The sequence below is a fragment of the Brevibacterium sanguinis genome (assembly GCF_039528855.1).
In the GTDB taxonomy this organism is placed as follows: Bacteria; Actinomycetota; Actinomycetes; order Actinomycetales; family Brevibacteriaceae; genus Brevibacterium; species Brevibacterium sanguinis.
This window is the reverse complement of sequence record NZ_BAAAMB010000010.1, coordinates 169,285-187,193: the sequence shown is the minus strand read 5'-3', so window position 1 is coordinate 187,193 and position 17,909 is coordinate 169,285. Positions and strand designations below refer to the sequence as shown.

Genomic DNA, 17,909 nt, shown 5'->3' with positions numbered 1-17,909 from the left:
AAGGCCCGCCATGCGCTTGTCCCGTCTTCCCCTCCGCAGCGGGGCGATCCTGCTCTCCTGCGGCCTGCTGCTCGCCGGGTGCGGAGGCGGTTCGGCCACGGGGTCGAGCGAACTCTCGATCGTCACCTCGACGAACGTCTACGCCGACATCGTCTCCCAGGTCGCCGGCGATGCGGCGAACGTGACCGCGATCATCGACGACCCCAACCAGGATCCCCACTCGTATGAGGCGACGACGCGGGACCGGCTCAAGCTCTCCAAGGCCGACCTCGTCGTCATCAACGGCGGCGGGTACGACAGCTTCATGACGACGATGCTCGAGGCCTCCGACGCGACCCCGGAGATCATCGACGTCGTCGCGATCTCCGGACTGCCCGGCTCCGAGGACGTCAGCAGCGCGCCCCATTCCCACGGTGACGGCGAGGATGAGTCTGCGGGCGGCGAGCACACCGGGCACACCGAAGCCGACGGTCATGATGCCGACGGCGACAGCCACGAGGGCCACGACCACGGCGAGGCCGGCCATGAGGGTCACGACCACGGCGAGTTCAACGAACACCTCTGGTACTCGGTGCCGACGATGGTCAGGCTCGTCGACGACGTCGCCGTCCACCTCGGCGAAGCCCTGCCGGAGCGCGAGGACGACATCGCCGCGAACGCCGAGGCCTACAAGGAGCAGCTCGGCGGACTCGAGACGACGATCGACGCGATCAGGACCGACCACGGGGGCGACAAGGTCGCGACGACCGAACCCGTCCCGCTGTGGCTCTTCGACGACATGGGGCTTGACAACATCACGAGTCCGGAGTTCCTCGCCGCCGTCGAGGAGGGCAATGATGTGCCGCCGCTCGTGCTCAAGGACGCCGAGGAGCAGATCTCCTCCCGGGAGGCGGTCCTCCTCGGATACAACACCCAGGCAGCGGGACCGCAGGCCGAACAGCTCAAGGCCACAGCCGAATCCTCGGACGTCCCCGTCGTCGACCTCGCCGAGACGATGCCCACAGGCGCGCAGTACACCGATTGGATCGGGGAGAGCATCGACGCGATCTCCCAGGCACTCGAAGGACACGATCACTGATGAACCCTGAGACGAACACGGCCGCCCTGCCGCAGAGCATCGCCACCGCACCGGGCGCGCCGCCTTCCGGCGGGGACGGTGCGGAGGTCAGACAGGCACCGGTCATCGAAGTCCACGATGCCGAGCTGCGCTTCGGCGACCGGGTGCTCTGGCACGACCTCAATCTCGAGGTCGCGCCGGGGGAGTTCCTCGCCGTCCTCGGCCCCAACGGGACGGGGAAGACGACGCTGCTCAAGGTCCTCCTCGGCGAACATCAGCTCCACCACGGCAGCGCGGAGATCGACGGCCGGCCGATCCACGCGGGCAACCCGGCGATCGGCTACATCCCACAGCAGCGGGGAATCGACCCGCACACCCCGATGCGCGGACGCGACATCGTGCGGATGGGCATCGACGGCTACCGGTGGGGGCCGGGATGGCCGTCGAGGAAGCGGCGGAAGCACGTCGACGAACTCCTCGCCGCCGTCGGCGCGACCGCCTACGCCGACGCCCCGGCCGGCACGCTGTCCGGGGGAGAGCTGCAGCGGCTGCGCGTCGCGCAGGCCCTGGCGAGCAACCCTTCGGTGCTCCTGTGCGACGAACCCCTGCTCTCCCTCGACATGCACCATCAGCAGGTCGTCGCCGGTCTCATCAACGAACAGCGTGACACGCGCAACGCCGCCGTCCTCTTCGTCACCCATGAGATCAACCCGATCCTGCCCTACGTTGACCGCGTCCTCTACATCGTGGGCGGGCATTTCCTCATCGGCACCCCCGCCGAGGTGATGACCACCGAATCGCTCACCCGGCTCTACGGCTCACCCGTCGAGGTCGTCCGCGTCGGCGGGCGCCTCATCGTCGTCGGCGGCGAGGACGAGTGCATCGACCACCACGTCCACCCCGGCCACCACGCCGGCGGCGAGACCGCGGACACGGGTGCTGCGGCACACCCGGGTGCCGCGGCGAGCCGAGGAGCGCACCGATGACCGTCACCGAGATCTTCGGCAGCCTGTTCTCCTTCGAGGACTACGGCGAACTCGTCGCCCTGCTCGCCAACTCGCTCATCGCCGCCGGCCTCCTCGGCGTCGTCGGCGGCCTCATCAGCGTCTTCGTCATGGCCCGTGACATCCCCTTCGCCGTCCACGGGATCTCCGAGCTCTCCTTCGCCGGCGCTGCGTTCGCCCTCCTCGTCGGCTTCGACGTCGTCACCGGGTCGATCGTCGGTTCGATCCTCGCGGCCCTCATCATCGGCGTCGGCGGAGCCAGAGCCTCGGAGAAGAACGCGATCATCGGCGTGCTCATGCCCTTCGGGCTCGGCCTGGCGATCCTCTTCCTCGCCCTCTACGACGGTCGCTCGGCGAGCAAGTTCGGGCTGCTCACCGGTCAGATCGTCGCGATCACCCCGGGCCAGATCACCACGCTCGTCGTCTCTGCGCTCATCGTCCTCGCCGTCCTCGCGTTCGTCTGGCGCCCGCTCCTCTTCGCCAGCCTCGACCCCGAGGTCGCGCGGGCGAAGGGGGTCCCCGTCTCCGTGCTCACGATCGTCTTCATGCTCACCCTCGGCCTCGCCGTGGCCCTGAGCGTCCAGATCGTCGGGGTCCTCCTCGTCCTCGCCCTCCTCATCACCCCGGCCGCCGCGGCCACCCAGGTCTCGGCGTCACCGGTGTGGGTCCCGGTGCTCAGCGTGATCTTCGCGGTCACCGCCTCGGTGGGCGGCATCCTCATCGCCCTCGGCTCACCCGTGGTCCCGATCAGCCCGTTCGTCACGACGATCTCCTTCCTCATCTACCTCGTCTGCCGGGTCATCGGCCACCGCCGCTTCACCGCGCTGCACCGTCGGCGGGTTGCGCGGGCAGGCAGGGCTCGAACGTCGGCTGAGCCTGCGGCGACCGCCTAGACTGGGGCGAATGAAGAAACGCGCACTTGTCGCCGGCGCCCTCGCCGTCCCCGCGGCCGCCGGCATCTGGGGAGCGGGCATCGAACCCCACCTCTTCACCGTCCGCCGCCACACCCTGCCGCTGCTGCCGGCCGGTGCCGAGCCGATCCGCATCCTCCACGTCGCCGACCTCCACCTCACCTCGTGGCAGAGGCATCGTGCCGCGTGGGTGGCGGGCCTGACGAGACTCGAGCCCGACCTCGTCGTCAACACCGGAGACAACCTCTCCGCCGACATCGTGCCGACCGTCCTCGACGTCTTCGACGGCCTGCTCGATGTCCCCGGCGTCTTCGTCCTCGGATCCAACGACTTCTTCTCCCCGCAGGCGAAGAATCCCGCGAAGTACCTGCGCTCGCCCTCGGAGGTCAAGCACCGCACCGAACCCGATCTCGACGTCAGGTCCCTGGTCCGCGGGTTCGAGGACCGCGGGTGGGTGTTCCTCGACAACGCCGAGGCGGTGCTGGAGATCCGGGGGACCCGCATCGGCTTCGCGGGGCTCGGCGATGCCCACATCGATCGTGACCGGATCCGCCTCGACGCCGCCGGCGAGCTGGTCTTCCCGCGCTTCGATGCCGCGGCGGAGCTGACGATCGGCGTCACGCACGCCCCCTACTCCCGAACCCTGGAGGCGTTCGCCTCGGCGGGAGCCGACCTCATCATGGCCGGACACACCCACGGCGGTCAGATCCGGGTGCCGTTCTGGGGTGCGCCGGTGACGAACTGCGACCTCGATCGGACACGGGCGCGCGGAGTGTTCCCATATCGTGATGCAACCGTCGAGATCTCCGCCGGCCTCGGGTTCTCACCGTTCTCACCGGTGCGTTTCGCCTCACCACCGGAAGTCGCACTGCTCACCCTGGTGCCCCGCCCCTAGGGTTTTCACCGTTCTTTGAGTGAGCGCTCATCTGCGGTTGGTTAAACTTGGTTTCATGGTGTCTCCTGAGTCAAATGCTGAACCGACCAAGATGGCGGCCTTCCTCCAGTTCGTCGCGGTGAGCGCGGTGGCTGGAATCGTGGCCGCCGGTCTTGCCATCCCCGGAGTCGGTGTCGCCACCGCCAGCGCGAACAGCGCGGTCGACATCTTCAACGCCCTTCCCGCGACCCTCGAGGAACGCGACCTCGGCGAGAAGTCGACGATGCTCGCAGCCGACGGCTCGAAGATCGCCGACTTCTACTGGCAGAACCGCGTCGAGGTTCCCCTCGAGGAGATCTCGCAGCCGATGCAGGACGCGACGATCTCCGTCGAGGACTACCGGTTCTTCGACCACGGCGGCATCGACCTCGAGGGCATCGCCCGCGCGGCCGTGCACAACATGGTCTCCTCGACGACGCAGGGCGGATCGACGCTGACTCAGCAGTACGTGAAGAACGTGCTGGCGGAGAACGCCAACGCGGAGTCGAACCAGGCAGGCATCGACGCCGCGAAGGAGTCGGAGGGCACCGCCGGCTACGCACGCAAGCTCCGTGAGGCCAAACTCGCCGTGGCGGTCGAGAACAAGTACAGCAAGCAGGAGATCCTCAACCGCTACCTCAACATCAACAACTACTCGGGTTCGCCGAACGTCTACGGCGTTCAGGCCGCCGCGTATCGGTACTGGGGCATCGACGCCAAGGACCTCAACATCCAGCAGTCGGCGATGCTCGCCGGCATCGTCCAGAATCCTGCGGCGTTCAACCCGCAGCGATTCCCCGACGCCGTGCTCGAACGTCGCAACGTCGTGCTCGGACAGATGCTCAAGTACGGCCACATCACGCAGGCGGAGTACGACGAGGCGGTCAAGACGGGCCTCGACCTCAACCTCCAGGAGACGCCGAACGGCTGTTCCGCCGCTGAGAACAACGCGGAGTTCTTCTGTGACTATGTCACCAACGTCATCAAGAACGACGAATCCTTCGGCGAGACCGTCGAAGACCGACTCGCGCTCCTGCAGCGCGGCGGTCTGACGATCACGACGAGCCTCAACCCCGACATCCAGAAGATCGCGGACAAAGAGGTCAAGAAGCGCGTTCCCGTCGGCGATCCCTCGGGTGCCGGCCACGCGCTGGTGACGGTCGAACCCGGCACCGGCGAGGTCATCGCCATGGCCGAGAACCGTGAGTACACGGTCGGGGAGGTCAGCGAAGAGGACAAGAACACCAAGACGAGCATCAACTACACCGTCGACAAGAAGCACAATGGCGGTGGTGGGTTCCAAGTCGGATCGACATGGAAGCCGTTCGTGCTCGCGACATGGCTCAAGGAGGGCAAGAGCCTCAACGCGACGGTGAATGCGACGAAGCGCAACTTCCCGGCGAGCTCCTGGAAGTACAGCGGTTGCCCCGCGATGGGCGGCGACTGGGATCCGAACAACGCCGGTGACGGCGGCGGCAACGGCTCGATGTCCGTGCTCGAGGCGACCAAGAAGTCCGTCAACACCGGTTACGCCGCGATCGGCAACCAGCTCAACATGTGCGAGATCATGAACACCGCGACGGATCTCGGCATCCGCTACGGCAGCGGCGCACCGCTGGACCAGGCTGACGACGCCGGCTTCATCCAGGCGCTCTCGCCCTCGTCGATCCTCGGAACGACGGAGACGACCCCGATCGCCATGGCGGCCGCGTTCGCGACGTTCGCCAACGACGGAGAGTTCTGCGGCCCGAAGCCGATCCTCGAGATCACCGACCGCAACGGCAAGAACATGGACGTCCCCGGTGAGGGCTGCAAGCAGGTGCTCGACAAGGACGTCGCCCGCGGCGTCGCGTACGCACTGTCGCAGACGTTCAACGGCGGCACGACGAGCAGCCTCGGCATCGGCGTTCCGGCCGGCGCGAAGACCGGTACGACGAACTTCGAGGTCGGCCACACCTGGCTGCTCGGCTTCACGAAGACCCTGTCGACGGCCGTGTGGACCGGTGACCCCAGCGGTACCCGCGACTGGCGCAAGAACAGCAAGGGCAAGGTCCGCGGTCAGATCTACGGTGCGACGATCTCCGGTAAGACCTGGCAGTCGTACATGAGCAAGGCCGTGAAGTACACGAAGGGCAACACCGGGTTCCCCAAGCCCAGCTCGAAGTACTTCCAGGGCGGCGGCAGCGGCGGTGGATCCGGCAGCGGCGGCAGCTCGAACGGCGGCGGTGGAGGCACCGGCGGCGGAGGCGGAGGCGGCGGCACCGGTGGCGGTGGCGGCGGCTCCCAGAACGGCGGCGGTGGCGGAGGCGGCACCGGCGGCGGCGGAGGCGGCGGCGGTGGAGACACCGGCGGCGGAGGCGACGGCGGCGGGGACGAAGCTCCCGGCCTCGGCGGCAACTGAGCCAGACCCAGCGGGGCGAGACGACAGACCATGTCGTCTCGCCCCGCTTCGCATGTGTCGGCGATGCCCCACGCCCAGCGCATCTCCGCTAGTGTGGGGAGCGGCGTCGTCGCGGGTCCTCCGGGCACCGGCGACGCCCGATCCCGCCCGGGCGGCCCGGGCGACGACAACCAGGCAAGGAGAGCCATGACCAAGTGGGAATACGCCACCGTTCCGCTCATCGTCCACGCGACGAAGCAGATCCTCGACCAGTGGGGTGAGGACGGCTACGAGCTCGTGCAGGTCGTGCCCGGACCGGACAACAACGGACTCGTCGCCTACCTCAAGCGCCCCAAGGCCTGACCCACCGCACATCGTCGAAGGAGACCACCCATGTCGAAAGTGCTCGACCGCATCGCCGAACTCGACCTTGAGCTGCCCACGGTCGCCGCCCCTGCCGGCGTCTACGTTCCCGCGCTGCGCACTGGCAACTACGTCTACACCTCGGGTCAGCTGCCGGTCGTCGACGGCTCCCTGCCGACGACGGGCCACCTCGGCGCCGAGGTCGACGTCGACACCGGCTACCAGCTGGCCAGGATCGCCGGGCTCAACGCCCTGGCGGCCATCGCCTCGGTGATCGGGGATCTCGACAGGATCGTCCGCGTCGTCAAGGTCACCGGCTTCGTCAACTCGACCGACGACTTCACCCAGCAGCCGGCCGTCATCAACGGCGTCTCCGAGCTCTACGGTGAGATCTTCGGCGAGAAGGGCCAGCACGCGCGCAGCGCCGTCGGCGTCAACACCCTGCCCCTCGGCACCCCTGTCGAGGTCGAGGTCGTCGTCGAGGTCGAGGACGATGCCGCTTAGCGGACGCAATCTGCCCGTCTCCTCGGAGCTGACCTGGCTGCTCGATCTCTGGCGCACCGAGGGGCGGCGGCCCGTTCCCGAGCCTCCCCGTCCCGCCTCGGCGATCATCCTCGTCCGGGACACCCGGGAGGGGCTCGAGACGTTCGTGACCCGCCAGCTCGACGTGCGCGGGGTCGAGGACCGCAACCGGCTCGCCTACCCCGTGGGGGAGCTGCGACCCACCGACCTGCGCAATGTTCCGGTGACCGGGTGGAAGTCGACGCGCTGTGCGCGGACGCTGGCGCTGGAGAACAAGTCGCGGGCTCTGCAGCAGTTCTCGGCGGCCGCACGGGTCGCGTTCGCGGCGACCGGCGTCATGCTCGCGGAGAACGTCGACCATGACCTCGTCGCCTCGCCGCAGACGGACTGGCAGTCCGTCCGGTACAAGCTCCTGTCGAACGAGATCGGCTGGACGCAGGTGCTGCGGGAGCGCGATCTCAAGCTGCGCCCGGATCTGCTCAAACCGTGGATGCGGTGGATCAACACCGCCACGCAGCTCCACCGCTTCGACACGACGTACTTCCTCGCCGCGGTGCCGTTCGGCCAGGAGGTCGACTTCCTCACCTCGAACGAGAGCTCGGGGCGGTGGCAGCGGCCCGAGGAGATCCTCGCCGATGCCGCCGACGATCCGAACCGAATCAGCGCGAGCACCCGCCTCATCGTCGAGAGCCTCGTGCCCGTCCACAGCGTCGGCGCCGCCATGGCGCAGGTGCGCGACATCCACCCGCTGCGCCCGGAGATCATCGACGAGGACGGCGAATGGCGGCTGATCATCCAACCCCGCCGCGACTTCCACCGCAAGGGAACGCTGCGCGACAACGAGGTGGCCGTCGGCGACGACGAGAAGGACGAGAGCCCGAGCCTCATGAGCCTGGGCGGTGAAGACGACGACGCCGTGGTCGACGAGGAGAACGAGGACACATGAGGATCCGCGCGAACAATCCCTCACCGATGACCCTGACCGGGACGAATACTTACGTCATCGCCTCGGTCGATGATACCTCGGCGGTGGTCTTCGATCCGGGACCGGAGCTGGCGGAGCACCGGGAGGCCATCCTCGCCGAGGTGGGGGACCGGAGACTGACCGCGATCGTCCTCACCCACCAGCACGCCGATCATTCCGAGATGCTCGGATCCGTCGACGAATGGGCGCCCGAGGCGCCCGTCTTCGCGGTGCTCGACCGATTCGCCCACCACACCCCGCCGGTGCGCGATGGACAGCGGATCGCGTTCGGCAGCGATCCTGCCGATGTCCTCGAAGTCGTCGCGACCCCGGGGCACACGAGTGACAGCATCAGCCTTCTCCACGACGGCGTCCTCTTCAGCGGCGACACGATCCTCGGGGAGGGGACGACGATCGTCACGTACCCGGAAGGCTCCCTCGGCGACTATCTCGACAGCCTCGATCGCCTCCGTGCGCTTCTCGATGCCGGTGCGTACACCCGGATCGAACCGGCGCACGGTCCGACGATCGACAACCCCGCCGAGGTGATCGACCACTACCGCACCCACCGGCAGGAGCGCATCGGCCAAGTCCGCGCCGCCCTCGCCCAGGGTGCGACGACGGCGGCCGAGGTCACTGACATCGTCTACCACGACGTCGATCCCCGCGTCCGCGGGGCCGCCGAGCAGATCGTGCGCGCCCAGCTCAGCTACCTCGGTGAGCTCTCTGCCGAGGACGCGTAGCAGCTGCGCGGACGACCGCCTCGGGTGTCTGACCACCGGCGGGCGACGATGACGCTCAGGGAGGGACCCGGACTTATCGGACGGACGACGAACGCCCCGACAGCTGTCGGGGCGTTCGTCTCACTCTGGAGGCCGGTTAGAGGCCTGCGGGGTGTGATCAGCGGGCGCGGTTGCGCATGCGCTCCATGTCGAGGATGACGACCGAGCGCGCCTCGAGGCGGATGAAGCCACGGGCGGCGAAGTCGGCGAGAGCCTTGTTCACGGTCTCGCGGGAGGCGCCGACGAGCTGGGCGAGCTCCTCCTGGGTGAGGTCGTGCGCGACGAGCACTCCGTCGGGAGCCGGCTTCGAGAAGCGCGCGGCGAGGTCGAGCAGCGCCTTGGCGACACGACCGGGAACATCGGAGAACACGAGGTCGCCGACGGTCTCGTTCGTCCGGCGCAGGCGCTGGGCCAGCGCCTTGAGCAGGTTGAGTCCCGCCTGCGGGCGATCCTTGAGCCACGTCGTGAGGTCCTCGTGCTTGAGGCTGAGCAGCTCGGACTGGGAGACCGCGGTGACGGTGGAGGAGCGCGGACCCGGATCGAAGAGGCTGAGCTCGCCGATGATCTCACCCGGTCCGACGACGGAGAGCAGGTTCTCGCGGCCGTCGGAGGACTCGCGGCCGATCTTGAGCTTTCCGGTGGACACGATGTAGAGCTCGTCTCCGGCATCGCCTTCGTGGAAGAGCACGGTGCCCCGGCGGAGGCTCCGCGGGTTCATGAACTTCATCAGCGCGCTCGTCGATTCGTCATCGAGTCCGGCAAATAGTGTTGCGCCCCGCACAACTTCTGTATCCACAATGTCCTCCTTGTGATGGTCTCCACACATAAATCTACCTGGTCAAGGGTACCTATACCACCAAATGCGCGCGTGTGGGCGGATGAATGAGGAATATGAGGGTGTGTTGTCGTTTCCTGGAGACTGCCTCGCTTGGGTCCCCTTCATGTGTGAGCGGGACAACTGCGGTTTCGATTCCCGCGGATTAGGATGGTGAGTCGTGTTGACGGTGGCAGAGAAGAGCGCGCGGAAGTTCGCGAAGGAGACCCCGCTGGGGAAGAAGCGACGTGCCCGGAAGATGAACCGGATCCTCGCCGAGGTGTACCCCAACGCCCAGGTCGAACTCGACTTCGCGACCCCGTTCCAGCTCCTCATCGCCACCGTGCTCTCCGCGCAGACGACGGACATCCGCGTCAATTCGGTCACCCCCGGGCTCTTCGCCGCCTTCCCCGACGCGCACGCGCTCGCGGTGGCCAACCTCGGCGAGGTCGAGGAGCTCATCCATTCGACCGGGTTCTACCGGGCGAAGGCCCGCAACATCGTCAAGCTCGCCGGCGATCTCGTCGAGAAGTACGACGGTGAGGTGCCGCGGACGATGGAGGAGCTCGTCGAGCTCGCCGGCGTCGGACGGAAGACGGCGAACGTCGTCCTCGGCAACGCCTTCGACACCCCGGGCATCACCGTCGACACCCATATGGGCCGCCTCGCCCGCCGGTTCGGGTGGACGACGGAGACGGACCCGGTCAAAGCCGAAGAGGACATCGCCGGACTCTTCGAGACCAAGGACCTCACCCTGCTCTCGCACCGGGTGATCTTCCACGGCCGTCGCATCTGCCACTCCCGCAGGCCCGCGTGCGGAGCGTGCCCGCTCATGACCCTGTGCCCGTCGTTCGGCATCGGCGAACTCGACCCCGAGAAGGCCCGTGAGATGTTCCGGTACGAGATGGCGCCCTTGGCATGAGCGATTTCCTCCACGGGCTCCACGATGCCGACCGTACGGGATCGGGGTCGACCGGCGCCGAGGCGGCAGGCAGTGACAGCCCTGCCGACGCCGAGCTGCGCGACCAGCTCACCCGCCTCGCCGCCTCTAAGGGATCGCCGCTGTGGCTGCGCCGGGCGAAGGCCCGCGGCGATGCCGTCGTCCGCGACGCCGCCGTCCTCATGCTCTTCGGTCGCGGCGGGAAGCCTCGCACCGCCGCCGGACGCGACGTGCTGCCGGCTCTGGAGGACAAAGGCGTCGCCGACGTCGACCTCGTGCTCCTCCAGCGCGCGAGCACGCTGCGACACCACCCCGGTCAGGTCGCCTTCCCCGGGGGCGGACGCGATCCCGAGGACGACTCGCTCATCGCCGCAGCCCTGCGCGAAGCCGAAGAGGAGGCGGGCATCGTCCCCGCCAGCGTCGACGTCCTCGGCCAGCTCGAGCCGCTCTACATCCCGGTGAGCAAGTTCCAGGTCACCCCCGTCATCGGCTACTGGGCGGTGCCCGGCGTCGTCGCCGTCATGGACGAGGCCGAGTCCTATTCCGTCTACCGCGTCGCCATCGCAGACCTCGTCGCCCCGGCCAACCGCGGCAGCTTCTCCCGTCCCGACCTCGCGCTGACGACCCCCGCCTTCGACGTCGGCGTCTTCAAGGTGTGGGGCTTCACCGCCGGCATCCTCGACTTCGCCCTCGACGAGCTCGGCTGGGCCGTCGACTGGGACCGCGACGCCCACATCGACATTGACTTCTGAGGACGCGGTCTCGGGGGAGGGCTTCGCAGGCCCGGAGCCGCCTCGGTGGGTGGGCTCCACCGAAACGTCCCCGCGGGGACGTGGGTGGGCAAATGTCGTTCTGCTGGCGAAACGTCGTTCTGCCGGTCAGAGGTTTCGCGCTGACAGTGAATGATGGCGAAAAGTCGAAATGCCCCACAACTTGTCGACCGCGCGAGTACTTCTGGCCGACACGATCTCGGCGCTGCCGGCGAGTCGCGCAGGCAGTGCCTGCCGGACGCGACGCGAGGCGAACCCGGGTGGGACGCGAATGGCGCCGAGCTCCCGGGGGAGTCTCGGCGCCATTCGCCTGCTTGCTGTCGGTGCCCCGGTCGCGGGGCACCGGCTCAGTAGCGGGGGCCGGAGGGGTTCTTCAGGGCCCGCTTGACGGCGGCGACGAGTGCCTGCGCCGAGGCGATCGCCCCGCCGGGCACCGGGTTGCCCTTCTTGAGGATCGGCACCGCGATGAGCACAAGGATGATTGCGAGCACCGCGAGGATGCCGAAGATCATGAGGAAGCTTCCCCACCACGGCCATCCGAGTCCCTCACGGAACGCCGAGGCGCCGGCGAAGATCACCATGAACGATGACAGGAACAGGAAGAACAGGGCGACGAGCGCGAGTGCCGAACCGATGCCCAGATTCTTCGCACCGGCGGTGGCCTCGGCCTTCGCCAGGGCGAGCTCCTCCTCGGCGATCGCCTTGGAATCGTCGCCGATGTCCTTGATCAGTTCGCTGATCGACCTCTCGGCCATGAGTGCTCCTATCGACAGAACGGTGTGACAATCTTCCTTAAGAGTAGTCTCAACGTTCGTGCTCGCCAAAGACGTTGCGGACTGAATTCGGCCCGCGCCGATCCCACCGTCGGATCAGGACTTCGCCACCGATTCCTCGATGAGCTTCATCACCGAGGAATCGGCGAGGGTCGTGGCGTCCCCGACCTCGCGGTTCTCGGCGACATCCTTGAGCAGGCGCCGCATGATCTTGCCCGACCGGGTCTTCGGCAGCTCGGAGACGATGTGCACCTGCTTGGGCTTGGCGATCGGTCCGATCTCCTTGCCGACGAACTGGCGCAGCTCCTCGGCGGTCTCCGGGCTGTCCTCGACTCCGCCGACGGTGATGACGAACGCGATGACGGCCTGCCCGGTCGTGTCGTCGGCCGCACCGACGACCGCCGCCTCGGCGACGGAGGGATGGGCGACGAGCGCGGACTCGATCTCAGCGGTCGAGAGCCGATGGCCGGAGACGTTCATGACGTCATCGACCCGGCCGAGGAACCAGATGTCCCCGTCTTCGTCGCGGCGCGCCCCGTCACCGGCGAAGTACGTGTCGGGGAACCGCGACCAGTAGGTCTCCTTGAAGCGCTCGGGGTCCTTCCAGATCCCGCGCAGCATCGACGGCCACGGCTGGCGGATGACGAGGAGGCCGCCTTCGGGTCCGGCCGGGTTCTCACCGGTGTCGTCGACGACGTCGACGGCGATGCCGGGGATCGGACGCTGAGCCGACCCCGGTTTGGTCGCGAGCACGCCGGGCAGCGGCGCGATCATGTGGGCGCCGGTCTCCGTCTGCCACCACGTGTCGACGATCGGGCAGCGACCGCCGCCGATGACCCGGTTGTACCAGCGCCAGGCCTCGGGGTTGATCGGTTCGCCGACGCTGCCGAGCAGGCGCAGGCTGGACAGGTCGTACTTCGCGGGGATGTCCTCACCCCACTTCATGAACGTGCGGATCGCCGTCGGTGCCGCATAGAGGGTCGTCACCTTGTTCTTCTCGACGATCTCCCACCAGCGACCCTGATCGGGAGTGTCGGGGGTGCCTTCGTAGATCACCTGGGTCATGCCCATGGCCAGCGGGCCGTAGGCGACGTAGGAGTGTCCGGTGATCCATCCGACATCGGCGGTGCACCAGAAGACGTCGGTCTCCGGCTTCGCATCGAAGACGGCCTTCATCGTGTAGAGGACCTGCGTGAGGTATCCGCCCGAGGTGTGGAGGATGCCCTTGGGCTTGCCCGTCGTGCCGGAGGTGTAGAGGATGAACAGAGGGTTCTCCGCGTCGAAGAACTCCGCCTCGTGCTCGGGGCTCGCCTTCTCCACGGTGTCGTGCCACCACATGTCGCGGCCCTCGGTGAAGTCGACGTCCTGGCCGGTGCGGCGGACGACGAGGACGGATTCGACCGGGGTGTCTCCCGTCGACAGGGCCTCGTCGACGGCGGGTTTGAGGCTCGTCTCCTTCCCGCGACGGTAGCTGCCGTCGGCGGTGATGACGACCCGCGCCTCGGCGTCGATGATCCGCGAGCGCAGCGCATCGGCGGAGAACCCGCCGAAGACGACGGAATGAGCAGCGCCGAGGCGGGCCGACGCGAGCATCGCGATGACCGCTTCGGGAATCATCGGCAGGTAGATCGCCACGCGATCGCCGGCTTTGACGCCGAGCTCGGTGAGCGTGTTCGCCGCCTTCGACACCTCGGCGAGGAGCTCGGCATAGGTGTATTCACGGGAATCGCCGGGTTCGCCTTCGAACTTGATGGCGACCCGGTCGCCGTTGCCGGCGAGCACATGACGGTCGAGCGCGTTGTAGGCGACGTTGAGCTTGCCGTCGGCGAACCACTTCGCGAAGGGCGGATTCGACCAGTCGAGCACCTCGGTGAAGTCCTGCTGCCAATCGACGAGGTCACGCGACTGCTCCGCCCAGAACGCTTCGAAGTCGTCGGAACCGCGCTCATAGGCGTCTGCCTTGACGTTGGCTGCGGCCGCGAACTCCTCGGGCGGGGCGAAGGTTTCGGTCGCCTCGGTGCTGTCGGTCATGATTCCCTCCGGCTTCTTTGATGGAACGAAGATTCTCTCTGCACTGTATACCCGGGCCAGGCGGTGCGGTCACCGCCGTTCAGGCGCTGAACAGCGTCAGTCGGGGGTAGTCATCGGCACCCTGCTGTGCTAAGACTTGCCGGGTTCGCACGGTCGCCGGCGGTCGGACAAGGGGACTGTCGGTGTCGAATGACTGCACATGAGGGCCGAGGTCTGCAAGGATGGCCCTAGGCCTGCGGTGATGGACGCTGCAGACATGACCTTGTTCCCCGATCGACTGGAGCCCGCGATGAGTTCGCCGCAATACCCCAACGGCCAGGGAGTGCCGCCGTGGCATGACCAGAACGCGCCGAATGCAGGGCCGAACAATCAGCCGCCTGCGGGACAGGCGGGAGCCTACGGCGGTCAGCAGTTCGGCGGTCAGCCCGCCGGCGCCGGACAGTACGGTTCCGGCCCCGGACAGTACGGTCCCGGGCAGGGCGGTCAGCCGGGACAGTACGGTTCCGGACAGCCCGGAGCTGCCCAGGCCGGATCGGGTCAGTACGGATCTGCCCAGTACGGTTCCGGTCCATCAGCGTACGGGCCGCCCGCCGGCGGCCAGCCCGGTGCTCAGCCAGGGCCTTATGGCTCGGGCCCCTCCCAGTACGGGTCAGGTCCGGCTCAGTACGGTTCAGGACCGTCGCAGTACGGTGCGGGTCCGGGACAGTACGGCTCCGGACCGTCGCAGTACGGCTCCGGACCATCGCAGTACGGGTCGGGTCCCGCCCAGTTCGGGCCGGGAGCGCCCGGGCAGCAGCGACCACGGCGCTCGGGTCCCGGCCTCATCGGCCCGCTGACGCTGCGTGATCTCTTCCTGCTCTTCGCGGGACTGCTCGCTCTCATCGTTCTCTTCGTCGCGTTCAAGAGGTTCGAGTTCATCCCGCTGCCGCTGTGGTCGTGGAACATCGATGCGATGGGCACTCTCGTCTTCAATGTGCTCGCGATCCTCCTCATCGTCGCGGCGGTGCTCGTCAACAAGCTCGGCAACGGCGGCCTGCGGGTCGGATCGCTCGGTATCGACCAGTTCATCTCCGTGCTCGCCGCCGTCGCGTTCACGTACGCGTTCGTCGATCTCGTCACCTCGGTGCCGTACTGGCATGTCGGTGCCTACCTCGCGTTCTTCGCCGCTCTCGTGGCGTTCTTCGCCGGGGTCTTCACGATGCTGCCGTTCTTCGGCAAGGAATTCGACGCGCGCGAGAGCGTCCAGGCGCACCCCAAGGCGCGACCGGTGGGCAAGCGGGCACAGCACCCGGCTCCCCAGGCCAATGTGCCCGGCGCTCAGGCTGCCGCATTCGGCAGCGCACCCGGCCAGGACGGCTGGGGCGCACAGGGCCAGCCGGGACCGCAGGGTCAGTTCGGTGCGCAGGGCCAGTTCGGTGGACAGGGCCAGGAGCAGGTTGGTGGCCAGTCGGGTCAGTTCGACAGCCAGTCCGGGTCGGGCTCATTCGACCCCCAGGGCCAGCAGCAGTTCACCGCGGATCCCACGGCACACGGACAGGGATACGGTGCCACCGGCGCCTCCGACCAGCCGGGGTATTCCGCCCAGCCCACCGGCGGCGAACAGGGACACGCAGGGCGTCACTCCTACCCGTCGTCGGACTACAGCGGTTCCGCGGGGCGGTCGGATTCGTCCTTCGCCCCGCCGGCTGCCGGATCCGAGGAGCAGTCGGTGCAGAGCACCGGGTCGGGACAGACCTACCTCGGCGCTCAGCATCCGCGCGATCCTCAGCATTCGCAGAGCGAGCCGACCCAGACCTTCGGGTTCGGTGCGCAGCGCGAGGAGGAGTCGTGGGAATCGGAGACCGTGGTCTCGGACGAACCGCTCGTCGGCGATGATCCGACCGGTGCCGGGGCCGCCGGAACCGACGGTCGCGCAACCGACGCCGGCCAGGGTGACCGCCGTGATTCCGGCCAGGATGACCACCGTGGCTCCGACAATGCCGGTGTCGCCGCAGGTGCGTCAGTAGCCGCCGGGGCTGCCGGTGCGGCAGTCGCTGCCGGGGCCGCCTCGACGCGATCCGGCGACGTCTCGACGAGTGACAGCGCCGGAGCAGACGGTGTGCCTGCCGACCGGGCTGCCTCGGAAGCCGGCACCGCCGACCGTGGTGGTGCCGACAGTGCTGTCTCTGACGGTGCTGTCGCGGGCGGCGACACCTCGGATCGGTCCGCCGAGCGCGGACCCGATGACACCGTCGCGATCAGCAAGGCCGTGAGGAACGACGATTCGGCGGACGCCGGCTCGGAGCGGATCACCTCGGTGTCCGAACGTCGCCGCGGACGCCACGCCGCACCTGACGCGGACTCGGCCACGACCGCCTCGGCGACAGGAGAATCGGCCACGTCAGGGTCGGCCTCGACGGCCACCGAGGCGGCACGCGGCACCGGGCAGACGGATGCGGAGAGGTCGGCGACGGCCACGAGCTACGAATCCGCAGGGGACCGAACGCCCGCTGATTCCGAGACCACCGCAGCGGCCCGGTTCGCCGACGGCAACACCGTGGCCTCCTCGACAGCGACCGGCGAGGACGAGCCGGGTCCCGGTCCGATGGGGATCTTCGTCGGCGGCCCCGGCGGTGTGACCGAGGAGAGCACCGAGACGACCGTCGTCGACGAGACGGCGACCCCGGACGGCGATGAGACGAACATCCGCACGACGGAGGCGACCGTCGTCACCGCTGACGGACACATCGATGAGGCGCCCGGCGCCGATCCGACCGGCACCGATGTCGCCGACGACCGCCGGTCGTCGGACTCCTCGAGCTCCGCGACGGGAGCTGCCGGCGCGACGACCGCGGCCGCGGGCGGCTCCGCAGGTGGAGACTCGGCGACAGCTGGCCCGTCGGCCGGCACGGACGCCGATGTCACCCGGGATGATGACGCGACTGCGCGATTCGACGCGGCCGCCGTCCGGGACGTTGCCGCATCCGGTGGCGACCGCACCGCAACCGCGGGCACGGACGCTGATCGCACGGAAACCGCGGGCACCGACTCTGCCCGCACGGAAGCCGGGGCGGACACTGCCCGCACGGACACCACCCGCTCCGCCGCCCCGAGCGAGCGCGACGGTGCTGCTGGCAGCGGAAGCAGCGAGCGGACGACTCCGCCCGACTCGGACGAGCCGACGCAGTACGTGCCGATGGCGAACTACCGGGAGGACTCCGACAGGGACGCCCGCACCGGTGCGCCTGCGGCCGGCACGGGTGCCTCGTCTGCCGACTCGGCGTCGACCGATGCGGCTGCCTCGAGCGACCGCAGCGGTGCGGACGAGGGTGAGCGGGGGGTCATCCAGGCCTTCTGGTTCGCCGTGCCCGAGCCGCGGGAGGCCGTCGACGAGAAGACCGGCCTGCCGGTCTTCACGATCTACCCCGGCGAATGGTTCCTCGCGCTCGAGGATCGCGGAACGACGTTCACGGTCCGCGATTCCGACGGCAAGGAGGGCCTGCTGCGCAACATCGAGGGCATCCAGCGCGGCTGACTCGTGTGCTGGGCCTGTGGACGGGCCCAGCGCACAGCGCGGGTCGATCCCGCCCGGGCCGTCCACGCTCAGCGCCGTCACCAGTGGTGATGCGCGCATCGTCGCCGAAGGGGCGGCTCCTGTGACTCAGATGCACAGGAGCCGCCCCTTCTCCGCTCTGTCCACAGGCCC

At 68.4% G+C, this 17,909-nt stretch carries 15 protein-coding genes; 12 read left to right on the top strand and 3 right to left on the bottom strand.

Features of this window, described 5'->3' with window-relative positions:
* Nucleotides 1-10: 10 nt before the first annotated feature.
* The 9 genes from ABD154_RS12785 to ABD154_RS12745 all read left to right on the top strand — a co-directional run bounded on the left by ABD154_RS12785 (nt 11) and on the right by ABD154_RS12745 (nt 8,857).
* Nucleotides 11-1,078: a metal ABC transporter solute-binding protein, Zn/Mn family gene (locus tag ABD154_RS12785; protein ID WP_198500659.1), complete on the top strand. Its 1,068-nt coding sequence runs from the start codon at nt 11-13 to the stop codon at nt 1,076-1,078.
* Complete coding sequence (locus ABD154_RS12780; protein ID WP_232623847.1) at nt 1,078-2,043, top strand: metal ABC transporter ATP-binding protein; 966 nt, start codon at nt 1,078-1,080, stop codon at nt 2,041-2,043. The genes ABD154_RS12785 and ABD154_RS12780 overlap by 1 nt, the downstream gene beginning before the upstream one ends.
* Entirely contained in the window at nt 2,040-2,954 is a 915-nt protein-coding gene (locus ABD154_RS12775) for a metal ABC transporter permease (protein ID WP_198500660.1), read from the top strand. The genes ABD154_RS12780 and ABD154_RS12775 overlap by 4 nt, the downstream gene beginning before the upstream one ends.
* Before the next feature lie 10 nt (nt 2,955-2,964).
* Nucleotides 2,965-3,867: a metallophosphoesterase gene (locus ABD154_RS12770; protein ID WP_198500661.1), complete on the top strand. Its 903-nt coding sequence runs from the start codon at nt 2,965-2,967 to the stop codon at nt 3,865-3,867.
* A 55-nt stretch (nt 3,868-3,922) separates the two neighbouring features.
* Nucleotides 3,923-6,286, top strand: a complete 2,364-nt coding sequence (locus ABD154_RS12765; RefSeq protein WP_198500662.1) for a transglycosylase domain-containing protein — start codon at nt 3,923-3,925, stop codon at nt 6,284-6,286.
* Between the two features lie 186 nt (nt 6,287-6,472).
* Nucleotides 6,473-6,628, top strand: coding sequence for a Sp36 family protein (sp36, locus tag ABD154_RS12760; protein WP_171007136.1), 156 nt, complete (start codon nt 6,473-6,475; stop codon nt 6,626-6,628).
* 30 nt (nt 6,629-6,658) lie between these two features.
* Entirely contained in the window at nt 6,659-7,132 is a 474-nt protein-coding gene (locus tag ABD154_RS12755) for a RidA family protein (protein ID WP_140955489.1), read from the top strand.
* Nucleotides 7,122-8,096 (top strand): NUDIX hydrolase, encoded by a 975-nt coding sequence (locus ABD154_RS12750; RefSeq protein WP_140955490.1) that lies wholly within the window; start codon nt 7,122-7,124, stop codon nt 8,094-8,096. Before ABD154_RS12755 ends, ABD154_RS12750 begins: the two co-directional genes overlap by 11 nt.
* Entirely contained in the window at nt 8,093-8,857 is a 765-nt protein-coding gene (locus ABD154_RS12745) for an MBL fold metallo-hydrolase (RefSeq protein ID WP_344251400.1), read from the top strand. Before ABD154_RS12750 ends, ABD154_RS12745 begins: the two co-directional genes overlap by 4 nt.
* Nucleotides 8,858-9,014: 157 nt before the next feature.
* On the opposite strand, the gene ABD154_RS12740 is transcribed toward ABD154_RS12745, so the two are convergent.
* Complete coding sequence (locus tag ABD154_RS12740; RefSeq protein ID WP_137827074.1) at nt 9,015-9,692, bottom strand: Crp/Fnr family transcriptional regulator; 678 nt, start codon at nt 9,690-9,692, stop codon at nt 9,015-9,017.
* A gap of 199 nt (nt 9,693-9,891) precedes the next feature.
* Between ABD154_RS12740 and nth the strand changes: the two genes are divergently transcribed.
* Complete coding sequence (gene nth / locus ABD154_RS12735) at nt 9,892-10,632, top strand: endonuclease III (RefSeq protein ID WP_211978045.1); 741 nt, start codon at nt 9,892-9,894, stop codon at nt 10,630-10,632.
* Complete coding sequence (locus tag ABD154_RS12730) at nt 10,629-11,402, top strand: NUDIX hydrolase (protein ID WP_249120904.1); 774 nt, start codon at nt 10,629-10,631, stop codon at nt 11,400-11,402. Before nth ends, ABD154_RS12730 begins: the two co-directional genes overlap by 4 nt.
* Before the next feature lie 365 nt (nt 11,403-11,767).
* On the opposite strand, the gene ABD154_RS12725 is transcribed toward ABD154_RS12730, so the two are convergent.
* Both ABD154_RS12725 and acs read right to left on the bottom strand, forming a co-directional pair.
* Entirely contained in the window at nt 11,768-12,175 is a 408-nt protein-coding gene (locus ABD154_RS12725; protein ID WP_140955493.1) for a phage holin family protein, read from the bottom strand.
* 114 nt (nt 12,176-12,289) lie between these two features.
* A complete protein-coding gene (gene acs, locus ABD154_RS12720) occupies nt 12,290-14,224 on the bottom strand; it encodes an acetate--CoA ligase (protein ID WP_198500663.1) in 1,935 nt (644 codons plus the stop codon).
* A gap of 289 nt (nt 14,225-14,513) precedes the next feature.
* On the opposite strand from acs, the gene ABD154_RS12715 reads away from it, so the two are divergent.
* The gene (locus ABD154_RS12715) at nt 14,514-17,738 is read left to right on the top strand and encodes a hypothetical protein (protein WP_344251399.1); all 3,225 of its coding nucleotides are present in this window, start codon (nt 14,514-14,516) and stop codon (nt 17,736-17,738) included.
* Nucleotides 17,739-17,909: the final 171 nt, after the last annotated feature.